Here is a 14,626-nt window from a genome sequence, read left to right as displayed (position 1 = left end):
TGCTGTCAGGATGCTATGCGACCCGTTTTGTGATGATCTTCCCGTATATTTTCATCCGGCGTTTCTGCGGTATCCGCGAAGCTATTGTGGCTGTTAAAGCCGCCACGGTGCGTGGGCATTGATTTTAAATGCATAATGTCTTTTGCCATCGCGCCGAAGGTGATGAAGAGAAAAATCACCGCAATGCTGAGTCTCGGTTTCATGTCCATTTGCCTCAATATTCAAGAGTGAAACTGTATAGTAGAGCGTGCAGAGTAAAACAGTGTCAGCCCTTTTTAAGTCTCAAATGATATCTGTAACGTTTTAAACGGGCAGTTGAGACGCATTGCGTGCCAGCAGAATCGGGTCATAGTCACGGCCGACTAAACGATCGTCATAGATTGCAACTATGCCCGTATCTGCATTTACCTTTATCCTCACATCTTAAATGACATCAAACCTCCGTTTTAAGCCAACTATTTACACCATTTCTCGATGGCGAGTGCGATGGCCTTGGTGCAGTTCACCAGGTCAATGACCGGGACACGCTCGTTCGGCTGGTGTGACTGCGCCGGATCGCCGGGACCAAAGTTTACCGTTGGCGTGTTCCCTAAACCGGTAGGTAAACCAATATCGCTGTGCGCACCAAAACCAGACAGTGCTGGAGAAAGACGGGCCTCAATCACGGCCTGCTGAAAGGTTTGCACAAACGGATGATCGGCAGGGATTTCTGCACAATCTGCGTCCAGGATCCACTCTATTTTGGCGGGATGCTGGCGAAGGTAAGGGTCGGCAAGGCAGATGTTTGCCAGGTGCTCTTCTACCTCACGCTTCACGTGACCACCAAGCCCAAACGAGTCTTTTTCAGACGGCAGATACTGCACATCAATGATGATTTCGCCATAGCCCGCCGTCGATGACGGATGTTCACCCACCTTTAACTGAGTGACCAGAATTTGATTCGGCAACTCCATCAGGGGATGATTTTTCTTCGGGTCAAACTGCCAGCGGCGGTTGATGATGTCAATGCCGTCCATAATTTGGCGGCAAAGCTGTACCGCATCCACCGGCCCAGTACTGTCCCATGAGTTAGGCATCAGTTCAGCATGACCTCCCACGCCGTTGACCAGAATTTTGCCCCACAATATTCCGTGGCAAAGAGGGGCAATCCGATTAGCACTGGGTTCGGTCATGATACCGGCATCGGCCTTAAATCCACGGTCAACCATGGCCAGCGAGCCCATGCCGCCAATTTCTTCGTCAACAACGGTGGTAAACACGATGTCTCCGGCATGTTCGATGCCCAGTTCTTGCAAAAACTCTACTGCCATCAGCATGCAGGCGACGCCGCCTTTCATGTCAACCGCACCGCGGCCAAATACTTGTTGATCAATAACCTGTGGCAGGAAAGGGTCGGTGTTCCAATGTGCACGTGCGCCGGGCGGAACGACATCGATATGCCCAGTAAGCATGATTGACTTACCGCCGCCGGTGCCTTTTAAGGTGCCACCCAGATTCGGCCTGCCTTCAAAGGTTCTGCCTTTGTTAGCGCCCGGCCTGCCTTTGTATTTTTCATACAGCGCCGGACCATCCGGATCCCACAGGTCAGTGGTCATGCCCAGTTTTTCAAGGCGTTTTTGCAAATAGAGCTGGCAGTCGCGCTCGCCTGGCCCTGCCTGAGTAGGGTCAACCAGCACAATCGACGGGAAAGACAAAATGTCGCACAGCGTATCGACGATGCGCTGTTGATTCGCTTCAATATGAGCAGAAATTTTCTCTGAAAGGCGCATTATCGGGCTCCGTTAGTTTGCGATACGCGGGATGAAAGACGATCGGCCAGCAGTACGGCAATCAGTAACAGGCCAACTACGCCAACCTGCCATACGCTGTTGATTCCAAACTGCAACATGCTGGTTTTCAAGGCGACCAGCAGCAGCACGGCGGCGAAAACACCGCTAACACCACCTTTGCCACCAAAGATTGCCACGCCGCCCAGCAGTGCGGCGGTCAGGGATTCAAGTTCAAGATTGACGCCGGCATCGGGCCTGCCGCTGCCGAGCCATGAGAGGGAAACAAATCCTGCAGCGCCTGCCAGCAGACCACACAGGCTGTAAAGCAGGATGCGCACTTTATCGACCGGAATTCCAACCAGTCGCGCAGAGTTTTCATTAAACCCCATGGCGTAAATCCAGCGACCCCAACTAGTGAATGAAAGAATGACAGCGACAATCACAAACGCGGGGATAACCAAGGTCAAAAATGGCAGAGGAATATCGCCAAACATGCCGCGCCCCCAAGGCAAGGCCCAAGCGGGCACGCCTGACTGCGCAGAACCGTCGGTTAAACAAAGCGCCAGCCCGGAGTAAAGATAAAAGGTTCCCAGCGTGACGATGAGCGGATAAATACGCAGCCTGGCGACCAGAATGCCGTTTAGCGCACCGAGCAAGCCGCCGCACAGCAGGCAAACCACCGGCAGCAGCACGGGAGGAAGTCCAGCCTGCAGGCTCATAATGCCGACGATCGCCGAAAGTGAGACATTGCCGCCGACGGAAAGATCGATACCCGCTCCGCCGCACAGCACCACCAGCGCCTGACCGAGAGAGACCAACGCCAGCAGGGTGGCGAACTGTAGAATACTGCTCAACGTCGCGCTGGAGAGAATAGAGGGCTGGGCCACGAGGATAACCAGCGCCAGCACCAGCCACAGCGCGGCCAGAATGCTCAACACCAAATTTTTCTGACACCAGCGCGTCAGGCCGAAATTTACCGCAGACTTCATGATGAATGCCCCCCAAGCCCTGACACACTTTTAGGCCGTCTGAACCACGAGTGATATTTAAGCCGTCCCGTGGCAACCTCCGCAATTAACACCAACAGCAGCAGCGCACCGGTCACCACCGTCTGCCAGAGAGAAGGTACGCCAATCAGCAACAGGCCGTTTTGCAAAATACGCAGCAGGAAAACGCCAAGCACCGTGCCGAGCAGGCTACAGTGCCCGCCCATAATGCCGGTTCCCCCCAGCACCACGGCGGCGATAGCCTCCAGCGCTAGCGTGCTACCGATGGTCATTTCTACGTTGCGATAGGTGGCAACATAGAAGGTGGCGGCTAAACCGCACAGCGCCCCGCTGATGATAAAGGTGGCAAATCTGACGCGAACGACGGCGATACCGGACAATCGTGCCTTGTCGGGCGAGTGGCCAATCGCCAAAAGATGCGGGCCGAACGGCGTGCGGCGCAATGCAATCCACACCAGCAGATAGGCTAGAATAATGACCCACGCGGTTACCGGCAGCCCCAGCAGGTGTTTACCGAGTTGGTGGGTCAGCGTTGAGGGCAGGCCTGAAAGCCACTGGCCGCCCAGCAGGGCAAACACCGCTGTGCGGTAGACGCCGTATAAGCCAAGCGTGCCGACAATCGGCGGGATCCTGCCCAGTACTACCACACAGGCGGTAATCAATCCGGCAATAATGCCGATAACCGGACCCGCCAGTGCCGTCAGCGTTGGATTAAACGGAGTATTTAGCAGTTGTCCGACGCCAATGGCCGCCAGACCCATGACGACGCCGACTGAAACATCGACGCCGCCCATGGCTAACAGCAGCGTCATTCCAAGGCCTATCAACAGCAGCTCTACGCTGTTTCGCATCACAGTGGTTAAATTATCCACCGTGGCGAAATAGGGCGACGCCAGTGTGAAAATGACCATGGCCAGAATGCACACTGCGGCCAGCGTTATCTCGCGCCCGGATAACGAAATTATCGATTTAAGGCTCAATAGGTTTGCCACAGCGTTGTGCTCTCCGTTGAATTAAACTGAATCGGTCAGCGTTAAACGGGGATCAGAAATGGAACTGATCGACGTTTTTGGCGGTAAAGACCGCCGGGGAACCCAGTAGCAGCACGCCAGTTTTTGCATCATATTTGACCGACTGATCCAGTCCAGGAACGTGGTTTTCGGCGCTGAAACTTTTACCGTCAATCAGCTGCTTACCAGCCCAAACGGTTAAATAACCGAGTTTTTCTGGATCCCACAGCACGGAGTAGCCAAAGGATCCGCTTTTAAGATATGAACGCGCGGTGTTAGGGCTACAGTATCCGGCGCCTATCACTTTGCCAATTTTGTCAGCCGTTTCGATGGCCTGCGCCACGCCCGGACAGGTGGTTGAAGCGACGGCAATAATGCCTTTAAGATCCGGATGTGAGGACATCAGGTCAGTGGATATTTGTGCCGCACGACTGGCGGTGCCGCCGGCGAACTGGGGTTTCAACAGGGTGACATTTGGATATTTTTCTTTCACCCGTTTTTGCATAAAGCTTATCCAGGCATTGAGGTTAGAGGCGGTTGCTTCACCTGAAACAATGCCGATGGTGGCGTGGTCACCGACACGGTCGACCATTTGATCGATAATAGTGTCGCCGAGTCCCTCGTCCGTGGCTTGGGCAACATACACGGCACGGCCGCTGTCTGGTGCATCACTGTCGCTGGTGAACAGTTTGATATTTTTAGCTTTGGCCTGAGCCACTACCGGCGCAATGCTTGAAGCGTCGAGCACGCTAACGGAAATCGCATTCACGCCCTGAGCAATCAGATTTTGCACAATTTGTAACTGGTCCATCGGGTTGGTATCAACCGGGCCGGAATAGATAAAATCCACGCCAAACTGTTTCGCCGCACGTTCGCCGCCGTCTTGCATCGCCTTGAAGTAAGGAATACCGACTATCTGCGGTACAAACGCGACTTTGGGTTTGCCAGCACCCCAGGCACTTGCGGTGATCGTTGCCATCAGCGCCGAAGCGACCAACGTTGCCGTGAGCGTTTTTGCTATCAGTGAAGTCTTTAACATAACGGTTCCACCATGGGTAAAGGGATAAACGCGGCTAAACAGTGACAGCATCGAACGCCCGCGCGTCGGGATGGGCGCCCGTGATTAACGAAACAATTTCTTCGGGGGTGGTATCCAAACGACGTCGTTCGGCGATTTTTCGGCCACGGCGGAATACCACCATGCGGTCGGCAACTTCAAAGACGTCAGAAATATTGTGACTTATCAATACGACTGCACAGCCTCGTTCTGCCAGCTTGCGGGTCAGAGACAATACTTTGCGCGTTTCTGCCACCGCGAGCGCTGCCGTGGGCTCATCCATAATCACTAGGCGAGCATTGAGGTTCAGCGCGCGGCAAATTGCGACCGCCTGACGTTGACCGCCAGAAAGGCTGCCGACCGGCGCTTGAGGATCGGTGATATGCGCTTCAAGTTCGTGCAGCAACTCTGCAACGCGGGTTTGCATTGCCTGCTGCCGTAAAAAAGGAATGCCCAGAAAGTGGCGTTTAAGCTCACGGCCAAGAAACACATTTTCGGCAATCGTCAGATTTTCAGACAGTGCAAGCTCTTGAAAAATGGTCGCAATACCGCTGTCTGCCGCCTCTTTCGGTGAGGAAAATACTGCGGGTTTCCCCGCAACCAGCAGTTGGCCCTCCGTCGCCGGATAGGCACCGGCCAGCACTTTGGTGAACGTGGATTTCCCGGCACCATTATCACCGAGCAACGCCAACACTTCCCCGGCATAGATATCAATATTAATGTCGTTAAGTGCAGTCAGGGCGCCAAAGCGTTTGGTAATATGTTTGGCCTGAACGTAGGGCTGACTCATGCGCAATCCCCTCAGTTATCAGGCGTCTTCAAGCCGAGTGAGCCAGCTCAGGCAGTTTTTCCACAGCTGGTCGTAGCCGGGCCATTGGATGAACTCACCGGGTACCCAGTGTGGGCCAATATCGGAAGTCCAAACTAACGAACGGCCTTCGCCGTAGGTGCCGCTCACCAGCAGCGGGTGACCGCCCTCGTCGTCAGGCAGCGTGGCGAGCACTTCAGCACCTTCTTTAAGCAATACTTCGTTAGCGCCGAGCAGCAGTGGCCACTGGCCGGTAATGCCGTTGAGAATAGGGTGATCCTGCGGGGCGGTGATTTTTGCCGAAAACCCTTCGGGGATCTCAAGGCGGTCGTCATACGGCAGGCAGGTGACCGGCAGTGCATCTTCAACCGGCGTATTGCGCCAGCGCGCTTTGCCGTCGATTCCCTGGAAAGAGAAATAGCCGCCAATCATCATCAGGCCGCCGCCTTCTGCGGTCCATTGGCGCAAAAGCTTCAGGCGATTGGGCATCGGTTTGCTGTGCATCCAAACCGCAGGGGGCAGCAGCAGAGAGTTGGCACCGATATCGGATAAGATAATCGCGTCATAGGCTTTGAGGCCTTCCATATCAAACGGCAGCTTTTCGACCACCTCGTGAGCCGCCATATAAGTCAGCTCAAATTCAGTATTTTCCAGCGCTTTTACTAACGGTTCAGCGCCGAGATGAAAAGTCACACTGCCAAACTGATCAAATCCTTTGTAATGGGTGGCCGAACTCACCCAGCTTTCACCTAACAACAATACGCGTTTGCTCATACTGCTTTCTCCTGACCGAGGCATTTTTTTCGCCTCTGGGATTGAAAATAGGGATGTTTTATTTACGTGGTTTTTATCCTGATCTGAGAAGGGATCCATCCGCATCTTTACGCCTCATTACAGTTTGATATCAAAGTAAACCGGTTTAGTAAAGCGGTTTATTGGTGATTATTTAAGCTGTTTGGTGAAATATAAGCCAAATGTATGGTGGGTCACGAAAAGCGGTTTTTGTTGAAAGGATTTACTTATGGGAGGGGCGGTTTTGATCTACGCGCGACTTAGTTTTTATCTGAATGTAGGTCAGTGCTAAACCCTAATTCCAGTGAAATGGAGGAGAGGCATAAAGTTCGGATGTATGGGTTTGGATCTGAAGACTGGCGTTATATTTTGCGGCTGTGCACGACATATCCCCTCCCTCTTAGGGGGAGGGTTAGGGAGGGGGAAATGGCGTTTCACGAACTGAGATAACATTGATAGTAATCAGTCATTGGTTCCCCCATCCCCGCCTTCCCCCGCTGAAAAGAGCGGGGGAAGGGGCTAAAGCATAAATTCAGTGAAAAGCAGGAGAGGCAAAAAGTTTGGATGTGGTTTTGGATCTGAAGACTGGCGAGTTTAGCTTTAATGCTGAATTTAGGCGTGGGTGGTGCGGAATTTGTGGGTTTTGAGCAAGCAAAACTTTCAGTGCCCCTGAAACGCAAAAAACGCCCGTTAGGCGCTTTTTTCTTACTAATTGGTGGGCCGTGCGGGATTCGAACCTGCGACCAATTGATTAAAAGTCAACTGCTCTACCAACTGAGCTAACGGCCCACTGTTTAGTGGTTTTTACTGCTTCACTGCTTATCAGAAGTGGTGGGCGATGACGGGTTCGAACCGCCGACCCCCTCCGTGTAAAGGAGATGCTCTACCAACTGAGCTAATCGCCCATCATAAGATGGCTTATCACAACGCGGTCACTCGTAATGAGTGGTGGGCGATGACGGGTTCGAACCGCCGACCCCCTCCGTGTAAAGGAGATGCTCTACCAACTGAGCTAATCGCCCATCATAAGATGGCTTATCACAACGCGGTCACTCGTAATGAGTGGTGGGCGATGACGGGTTCGAACCGCCGACCCCCTCCGTGTAAAGGAGATGCTCTACCAACTGAGCTAATCGCCCATCATAAGATGGCTTATCACAACGCGGTCACTCGTAATGAGTGGTGGGCGATGACGGGTTCGAACCGCCGACCCCCTCCGTGTAAAGGAGATGCTCTACCAACTGAGCTAATCGCCCATCATAAGATGGCTTATCACAACGCGGTCACTCGTAATGAGTGGTGGGCGATGACGGGTTCGAACCGCCGACCCCCTCCGTGTAAAGGAGATGCTCTACCAACTGAGCTAATCGCCCCGTCGTGATGGAGTCGCATTATAGGGATAGTTCGAATTGAGTCAACGGTTTTTAAAAACAAAAATGACTGTTCGGCGTAAAACTAGACAAGACGCCAAAAAATTATGCAATCCGGTCTATTCTTTATTCATCAACGACCTGAAAAAGCCGTTTATCACAGAAATTTACCTGCTGCCGGTTGCATTCACTTCCCGCTATCCCCAACTAATATGGAAGGATATTACTATCTTTCCACCTATCAACGTTGAGGATCCAGTGCAGGGTGGTAGAATGAGCCCACTTTATACCCTGCGTATTTGAAGCTGCAGCAGCCTTGCCGCACTTCTATTTACGTTAAGTATCGTATTATGAGTGTCACGTTTTAACGCGACATCTATTTGAAACATAGTTAAGGCTGCTTTCCCGATGAAAATCAAAACCCGTTTTGCTCCCAGCCCAACCGGCTATTTGCACGTTGGCGGCGCTCGTACAGCACTTTACTCTTGGCTTTATGCCCGCAATCTGGGCGGAGAGTTTGTGTTACGTATAGAAGATACCGATCTGGAGCGCTCAACCCAGGCGGCAATCGATGCGATCATGGATGGCATGAACTGGCTGAATCTTGATTGGGATGAAGGTCCGTACTTCCAGACCAAACGCTTTGACCGCTACAACGCCGTTATCGATCAGATGCTGGAAAATGGCACTGCCTACAAGTGTTACTGTTCCAAAGAGCGTCTCGAGGCCCTGCGTGAAGAGCAAATGGCGAATAATGAAAAGCCTCGCTACGACGGACGCTGCCGCGATAGCCATGAGCATCATGCCGACGATGAGCCATGCGTAGTGCGTTTTCGCAATCCGCAGGAAGGTTCCGTTATTTTTGACGACCAAATCCGTGGCCCGATTGAATTCAGCAATCTTGAGCTCGATGATCTGATTATTCGTCGCACCGATGGAGCCCCAACGTATAACTTCTGCGTCGTTATCGATGACTGGGATATGGAAATCACCCACGTTATTCGTGGTGAAGACCACATCAACAACACGCCGCGTCAGATTAACATTCTTAAAGCGCTTGGCGCGCCAGTGCCGGTTTACGCTCACGTCTCAATGATTTTGGGTGATGATGGTAAAAAACTGTCCAAGCGTCACGGCGCAGTGGGCGTTATGCAGTATCGCGACGACGGCTATCTGCCAGAAGCGCTGCTTAACTACCTGGTGCGTTTGGGATGGTCACATGGTGATCAGGAAATATTCAGCGTTGACGAAATGAAAGCGATGTTCAGCCTCGACAACGTCAGCAAGTCTGCCAGCGCCTTCAACACTGAAAAGCTACAGTGGCTTAACCACCATTATATCAACTCCCTGCCGCCAGAATACGTTGCGACACATTTGCAGTGGCACATCGAACAGCAGGGCATCGAGACCCGCAACGGCCCTGAACTTGCTGACCTGGTTAAACTGCTGGGTGAGCGCTGCAAGACCCTGAAAGAGATGGCTGAATCTTGCCACTACTTCTATCAGGATTTCAGCGAGTTTGATGAAGCCGCGGCCAAAAAGCATCTGCGTCCCGTGGCTCGCCAGCCTCTGGAAGCTGTGCGTGCAAATCTTGCGGCCATCGCTGCCTGGACGCCTGAAAACGTGCATAACGCGATTCAGGGCACCGCAGACGAGTTGGGTGTGGGCATGGGCAAAGTGGGTATGCCACTGCGCGTTGCGGTTACCGGCGCAGGCATGTCTCCGGGCATGGACGTTACCGTGCACGCTATCGGTCAGAGCCGTACACTTTCTCGCATCGACAAGGCGTTGGCTTACATCGCCGAGCGAGAAGCTCAGGCTTAAGTCCTGCTCTTTGTAACACCTCATCTGGCCTTAAACGCCAGATAGACAAAAGGCCAGTGGAATCATCCAACTGGCCTTTTTTAATCAATCTTCAAAAGCGCTTAGCGAGACTGAGAAGTCGACTCGGCAGAGGCCGCCGTTGGACGGTAAGCCATAAAGTACATCAAGCCTACAAATCCTGCACCGCCCACCGCATTGCCCAGGAATACCGCAACAAAGTTAGGGAAGTACTGTGACCAGCTCAGGGCACCGGCGAAAATGGCCGCCGGAATGATAAACATGTTGGCCACAACGTGCTGGAAACCGATGGCGACAAACGCCATAACGGGGAACCACATGCCGATGACCTTGCCACCCATCTCTTTACTCGCGAAAGCCAGCCACACTGCCAGACAGACCAGCCAGTTACAGCCTACGCCGGAAATGAACGAATGCATAAAGTCAGCGTTAACTTTCCCCTGTGCAGTGGCGACGGTTTTTGCCAAAAATACGCCTTCGGTCATGCCCAAAATGTGGCCGAAGAAGTAGGCCACGGCGATGCTGCCGATAAGGTTGGCAATAGTGACCCAGAACCAGTTACGTACGACGGCGAACAGGCTGATTTGACGAGCAAACCAGGCCATTGGCAGGGTCATCATATTACCCGTCAGCAGTTCGCCGCCCGCCAATACAGTGAGGATAAGGCCGACTGGGAATACTGCCGCGCCCAACAGGCCGCCAAATGAACCCCAGGCTGCAGGCAGTGTCCCTACTACATGCAGGTCAAGCAGGAACCCTATTGCAATAAAGGCACCGGCAAGAAAACCAAGGATAAGTAAATTGGCAACGGACGAACGACTTTTGCTCACACCCGCCGCAACGGCGAGTGAAGCTATCTCTTTAGGTGAATACAGGGACATGAGTAGTAGGCTCGAATAGTGATTGATAGTTGTTATAAAGCGATTGAAGTTTATTATGAGAATTCTCTGAGAACAAGATGCTTTAGGCGCTTCGTTAACAGTTCGTTAATGAAGGCAGTAAGCTTTGTGAGGGAAATGGTTAACAGGATCAATTAAGTGGCCGGAGATTATCCTGCTAAAAGGAATTGACGAGACCTGCCAAAGTGCGCATCTTTTGTTCAAGATGAATGAAAAATCGCTTTGGTAGCCAGTATTTGGCGTCTTTTTCAGCGCTTGATTACATAATCAAATTTAGCCGTTGACAGGCTAGGCGGGGTTTCATATTATGCGCCCCGTTCACAAGATTTAATGTGTCTGGAACGGGGGTATAGCTCAGCTGGGAGAGCGCTTGCATGGCATGCAAGAGGTCAGCGGTTCGATCCCGCTTATCTCCACCAATCTTCTTCTCAGAGCAGGTTGGTCGCTTATCATCTTCCCAAGATGTAAGCATAAGACAGTAAATCGGAACACCCGTGGGGGTATAGCTCAGCTGGGAGAGCGCTTGCATGGCATGCAAGAGGTCAGCGGTTCGATCCCGCTTATCTCCACCAATCTTCTTCTCAGAGCAGGTTGGTCGCTTATCATCTTCCCAAGATGTAAGCATAAGACAGTAAATCGGAACACCCGTGGGGGTATAGCTCAGCTGGGAGAGCGCTTGCATGGCATGCAAGAGGTCAGCGGTTCGATCCCGCTTATCTCCACCAAATTTAAAGAACCCGCTTCGGCGGGTTTTTGCTTTTCTGCTTTTTATTGTCCAAAAGTTTATTCCGTCCCCCGTTTTGCGCCGATAAAAAAAGGCGCCGAAGCGCCTTTTCATAAAGCCTGTGCCGATAACGTTATGCCAATACCAGACCGGCGATAGACGCAGAAAGCACGCTCACCAGCGTTGAACCGTACAGCAGTTTCAAGCCGAAGCGAGAGACGACGTTACCCTGTTGCTCGTTCAAACCCTTGATTGCACCGGCAACGATACCAATCGAGGAGAAGTTGGCGAACGACACCAGGAACACCGACAGAATACCTACGCCGCGCGGTGACAGGTCGTGAGCGACTTTCTGCAAATCAAGCATCGCAACAAACTCGTTGGAAACCAGCTTGGTCGCCATAATGCTGCCAACCTGAAGCGCTTCGTGGCTTGGAACGCCCATCACCCAAGCGAACGGGTAGAAGACGTAACCAAGCACGCCCTGGAAGCTGATGCCAAACACGGTATCAAACAGGGCGTTCAGACAAGAGATCAGCGCAATAAAGCCGATCAGCATGGCTGCAACGATAATTGCTACTTTGAAACCGGCCAGGATGTATTCACCCAGCATTTCAAAGAAGCTCTGTCCTGCGTGAGCGTTTGTCATTTGCAGGTCTTCTTCACCCTCAACCTTATAAGGGTTGATCAGTGAGAGAACGATGAAGGTACTGAACATATTCAGAACCAGCGCAGCAACAACAAACTTAGGTTCCAGCATGGTCATGTAAGCACCAACAATCGACATGGAAACTGTCGACATTGCCGTTGCGGCCATGGTGTACATGCGTTTTTCAGACATTTTGCCCAGAATATCTTTATACGCGATAAAGTTTTCTGACTGACCAAGGATCAGTGAACTCACAGCGTTAAAGGATTCCAGTTTCCCCATGCCATTGATTTTAGACAAAACAGTACCGATTATGCGGATAACCACCGGCAGAATGCGGACATGTTGCAGAATACCAATCAGTGCAGAGATAAACACGATTGGGCACAATACATTGAGGAAGAAGAACGCTAATCCTTTTTCGTTCATGCCTCCAAATACGAAACCAGTCCCTTCTGCTGCGAATTTCAAAAGCTTTTCAAATAAGTCTGAGAAACCTTTTACGAAACCCAATCCAATTTCTGAGTTAAGGAAGAAATAGGCTAATAAGACTTCAATGACCAATAACTGAACGACGAAACGTAAACGAATGTTTTTACGGTCACGACTCACCAGTAAGGCCAGTACTGCGACAACGGCTAATGCTAATACAAAGTGCAGTATTCGGGACATGTGTGCTCCAAATTTGAGGCAGGCAATATTTCGACGGACATTTTATGTAACACGTACATAAAAAATGTGATATCTATTGCAAATATAGGAATTAAGCTGATAAAAAGCAACATTTCCAGCAACATAACACGAAAAGTGAAGATGTTAAGAAAACGACGCATAGTTGGATTTATTGTGCTAGTTTTAATAAAGGCCGTAGTACGTCCCGAGTATTCTAAAAAGTCTGCATTAGGAAAGCGAGTCATCATTGGTTCTTTTAGCGTCTAACGCATAAAACCTGTCTGTTTTACTTAGCTGCTTGTTCCCTATCAGAGAAATAACCAAGATCTATCCAAATGCGCTTGATAATCATTCTCAATTGTTTATGATGTCGATACGCGCAATAAATGTAAGGGTTAACTGATATGTTGAATAGCCGAGCCGAGTCCTCCAGCCGTTCTTCGCGGAAGATAAAGCTTTCTTTAATGGGGCCTGCTTTCATTGCCGCCATCGGCTACATCGATCCAGGTAACTTTGCGACCAATATTCAGGCAGGTGCCTCTTACGGCTATCAATTGCTGTGGGTGGTGGTCTGGGCAAACGTGATGGCAATGCTCATTCAGCTTATGTCTGCAAAATTAGGCATTGCCACCGGCAAGAATCTGGCCGAACACATTCGTGACCGTTTTCCCCGTCCTGCCGTCTGGGCCTACTGGGTTCAGGCCGAAATTATTGCAATGGCAACGGATTTGGCCGAGTTCATCGGTGCTGCCATTGGCTTCAAACTTCTTCTGGGTGTTTCCCTGCTACAGGGCGCCGTGCTGACCGGTATTGCGACCTTTATAATACTCGGCTTGCAAAAGCGCGGCCAAAAACCACTGGAACTGGTGATTGGCGGCCTGCTGCTGTTTGTCGCGGCGGCCTATATTGTCGAACTTTTCTTCTCACAGCCTAAAATGCTTGAGCTGGGTAAAGGCATGCTGACCCCAAGTCTTCCGGACAGCAACGCCGTATATCTTGCCGCCGGCGTGCTTGGGGCCACGATTATGCCGCACGTGATTTATCTGCACTCTTCTCTTACGCAGCGCTCAAGTAAGTCCTCGAAGGAGCAGCGCTATTCAGCGACCAAGCTCGACGTGGCGATTGCCATGACGATTGCAGGTTTCGTTAATTTGGCGATGATGGCAACGGCGGCGGCGGCGTTTCACTTCAGCGGACATAAAGGGATTAGCGAGCTTGAAGACGCCTATCTAACCCTAACACCTTTATTAGGACACGCGGCAGCAACGACGTTTGGACTGAGCCTGGTGGCGGCGGGACTTTCATCTACCGTGGTGGGTACACTGGCGGGGCAGGTGGTGATGCAGGGATTTGTGAAGTTTTATATTCCTCTGTGGGTACGTCGCGCGGTGACAATGGCGCCATCGTTTATCGTTATTCTGCTTGGAATGGACGCCACAAAAATACTGGTGATGAGTCAGGTATTGCTGAGCTTTGGTATTGCACTTGCCTTGCTGCCGCTGCTGGCATTTACCGGCAATCGCGAGCTGATGGGCGATATGGTCAACTCAAAGGCCATGCAGTTGGCCGGACGCGTTATCGTGGCGATCGTCATAGCCCTGAACGGTTATCTGCTGATCGGTATGCTGAAATAAAGATTGGGAGTTAAACGAATTAAAAAAGAGGGCACTGTGAAGTGTCTTTTTTTGCATTAAAGTGAATATGAAACCTGTTTTTTATGGTAAAAACAGCGGAGCTGGTCTGTGGGTAAACGTTATCCTCACATTGACATCCTTTTTTAGTGCTTTTAAGATGTTGGAACTCAATTTCGCTATTAAAAAGGATTAGGACATCAATGAGTAAATGTTTTTATTCAAATTCTGAGAAAAATGCTCACATCAAGATGTCTTTAGAAAGACGATTGTTAAATATGGTGAAATAAGTTATGTCTATGGTGTGATGAATAAGAGGGATATGGATGAGATGTTAATTATCAGTAACTTCCCAAGTGAGATTGTTGATAATTATCTTTCTAATAAATATCAAAA

The 14,626-nt window shown here is 51.0% G+C and carries 11 protein-coding genes and 9 tRNA genes; 5 read left to right on the top strand and 15 right to left on the bottom strand.

Translation table 11 applies throughout. The features are described from left to right. Positions 1-5: 5 nt before the first annotated feature. The 13 genes from BS639_RS12475 to BS639_RS12415 form a co-directional block, all read right to left on the bottom strand. Positions 6-203, bottom strand: a complete 198-nt coding sequence (locus tag BS639_RS12475; protein WP_084983218.1) for a hypothetical protein — start codon at positions 201-203, stop codon at positions 6-8. 252 nt (positions 204-455) lie between these two features. Next, positions 456-1,769 (bottom strand): M20 family metallopeptidase, encoded by a 1,314-nt coding sequence (locus tag BS639_RS12470; RefSeq protein ID WP_055773815.1) that lies wholly within the window; start codon positions 1,767-1,769, stop codon positions 456-458. Next, entirely contained in the window at positions 1,769-2,758 is a 990-nt protein-coding gene (locus tag BS639_RS12465) for an ABC transporter permease (protein WP_173882091.1), read from the bottom strand. The genes BS639_RS12470 and BS639_RS12465 overlap by 1 nt, the downstream gene beginning before the upstream one ends. Beyond that, entirely contained in the window at positions 2,755-3,768 is a 1,014-nt protein-coding gene (locus BS639_RS12460; protein WP_233427664.1) for an ABC transporter permease, read from the bottom strand. Before BS639_RS12460 ends, BS639_RS12465 begins: the two co-directional genes overlap by 4 nt. Positions 3,769-3,820: 52 nt before the next feature. Continuing rightward, positions 3,821-4,825 (bottom strand): autoinducer 2 ABC transporter substrate-binding protein, encoded by a 1,005-nt coding sequence (locus tag BS639_RS12455; protein ID WP_082457362.1) that lies wholly within the window; start codon positions 4,823-4,825, stop codon positions 3,821-3,823. A 34-nt stretch (positions 4,826-4,859) separates the two neighbouring features. Then, positions 4,860-5,633 carry an ATP-binding cassette domain-containing protein gene (locus BS639_RS12450; RefSeq protein ID WP_084983217.1) on the bottom strand — a complete coding sequence of 258 codons (774 nt, stop codon included), beginning with the start codon at positions 5,631-5,633 and terminating at the stop codon, positions 4,860-4,862. Between the two features lie 18 nt (positions 5,634-5,651). Further along, a complete protein-coding gene (locus tag BS639_RS12445; RefSeq protein WP_084983216.1) occupies positions 5,652-6,425 on the bottom strand; it encodes a glutamine amidotransferase in 774 nt (257 codons plus the stop codon). 731 nt (positions 6,426-7,156) lie between these two features. After that, positions 7,157-7,232: transfer RNA gene (locus tag BS639_RS12440), tRNA-Lys, on the bottom strand. A gap of 40 nt (positions 7,233-7,272) precedes the next feature. Beyond that, positions 7,273-7,348, bottom strand: a tRNA-Val gene (locus BS639_RS12435). Between the two features lie 41 nt (positions 7,349-7,389). Next, positions 7,390-7,465, bottom strand: a tRNA-Val gene (locus tag BS639_RS12430). 41 nt (positions 7,466-7,506) lie between these two features. Next, positions 7,507-7,582 (bottom strand) — tRNA-Val (locus BS639_RS12425). Between the two features lie 41 nt (positions 7,583-7,623). Next, a tRNA-Val gene (locus tag BS639_RS12420) sits at positions 7,624-7,699 on the bottom strand. A gap of 41 nt (positions 7,700-7,740) precedes the next feature. Further along, positions 7,741-7,816 (bottom strand) — tRNA-Val (locus BS639_RS12415). A 405-nt stretch (positions 7,817-8,221) separates the two neighbouring features. Between BS639_RS12415 and gltX the strand changes: the two genes are divergently transcribed. Beyond that, positions 8,222-9,637, top strand: coding sequence for a glutamate--tRNA ligase (gltX, locus tag BS639_RS12410; protein ID WP_055779437.1), 1,416 nt, complete (start codon positions 8,222-8,224; stop codon positions 9,635-9,637). Between the two features lie 101 nt (positions 9,638-9,738). Here gltX and BS639_RS12405 read toward each other — a convergent pair whose 3' ends face one another. After that, complete coding sequence (locus tag BS639_RS12405) at positions 9,739-10,536, bottom strand: formate/nitrite transporter family protein (RefSeq protein ID WP_084983215.1); 798 nt, start codon at positions 10,534-10,536, stop codon at positions 9,739-9,741. A gap of 361 nt (positions 10,537-10,897) precedes the next feature. Here BS639_RS12405 and BS639_RS12400 point away from each other — a divergent pair. The 3 genes from BS639_RS12400 (at position 10,898) to BS639_RS12390 (ending at position 11,279) form a co-directional block, all read left to right on the top strand. Then, a tRNA-Ala gene (locus BS639_RS12400) sits at positions 10,898-10,973 on the top strand. 77 nt (positions 10,974-11,050) lie between these two features. After that, positions 11,051-11,126, top strand: a tRNA-Ala gene (locus BS639_RS12395). A gap of 77 nt (positions 11,127-11,203) precedes the next feature. Then, positions 11,204-11,279: transfer RNA gene (locus tag BS639_RS12390), tRNA-Ala, on the top strand. A 132-nt stretch (positions 11,280-11,411) separates the two neighbouring features. On the opposite strand, the gene BS639_RS12385 is transcribed toward BS639_RS12390, so the two are convergent. Further along, positions 11,412-12,599 carry a NupC/NupG family nucleoside CNT transporter gene (locus BS639_RS12385; RefSeq protein WP_055779430.1) on the bottom strand — a complete coding sequence of 396 codons (1,188 nt, stop codon included), beginning with the start codon at positions 12,597-12,599 and terminating at the stop codon, positions 11,412-11,414. Positions 12,600-13,003: 404 nt separating this feature from the next. Here BS639_RS12385 and BS639_RS12380 point away from each other — a divergent pair, with 404 nt between their 5' ends. Then, positions 13,004-14,233 (top strand): Nramp family divalent metal transporter, encoded by a 1,230-nt coding sequence (locus BS639_RS12380; RefSeq protein WP_084983214.1) that lies wholly within the window; start codon positions 13,004-13,006, stop codon positions 14,231-14,233. Positions 14,234-14,626: the final 393 nt, after the last annotated feature.

The sequence above is a fragment of the Rouxiella silvae genome (assembly GCF_002093625.1).
Taxonomy (GTDB): domain Bacteria; phylum Pseudomonadota; class Gammaproteobacteria; order Enterobacterales; family Enterobacteriaceae; genus Rouxiella; species Rouxiella silvae.
This window is presented reverse-complemented; position numbering and strand designations above follow the sequence as displayed.

Excerpts from the sequence above, each read along its gene's own strand:
- BS639_RS12475 (WP_084983218.1), bottom strand. The coding sequence starts at position 203 with ATGAAACCGAGACTCAGCATTGCGGTGATTTTTCTCTTCATCACCTTC.
- BS639_RS12470 (WP_055773815.1), bottom strand. The coding sequence starts at position 1,769 with ATGCGCCTTTCAGAGAAAATTTCTGCTCATATTGAAGCGAATCAACAG.
- BS639_RS12465 (WP_173882091.1), bottom strand. The coding sequence starts at position 2,758 with ATGAAGTCTGCGGTAAATTTCGGCCTGACGCGCTGGTGTCAGAAAAAT.
- BS639_RS12455 (WP_082457362.1), bottom strand. The coding sequence starts at position 4,825 with ATGTTAAAGACTTCACTGATAGCAAAAACGCTCACGGCAACGTTGGTC.
- BS639_RS12450 (WP_084983217.1), bottom strand. The coding sequence starts at position 5,633 with ATGAGTCAGCCCTACGTTCAGGCCAAACATATTACCAAACGCTTTGGC.
- BS639_RS12445 (WP_084983216.1), bottom strand. The coding sequence starts at position 6,425 with ATGAGCAAACGCGTATTGTTGTTAGGTGAAAGCTGGGTGAGTTCGGCC.
- gltX (WP_055779437.1), top strand. The coding sequence starts at position 8,222 with ATGAAAATCAAAACCCGTTTTGCTCCCAGCCCAACCGGCTATTTGCAC.
- BS639_RS12405 (WP_084983215.1), bottom strand. The coding sequence starts at position 10,536 with ATGTCCCTGTATTCACCTAAAGAGATAGCTTCACTCGCCGTTGCGGCG.
- BS639_RS12385 (WP_055779430.1), bottom strand. The coding sequence starts at position 12,599 with ATGTCCCGAATACTGCACTTTGTATTAGCATTAGCCGTTGTCGCAGTA.
- BS639_RS12380 (WP_084983214.1), top strand. The coding sequence starts at position 13,004 with ATGTTGAATAGCCGAGCCGAGTCCTCCAGCCGTTCTTCGCGGAAGATA.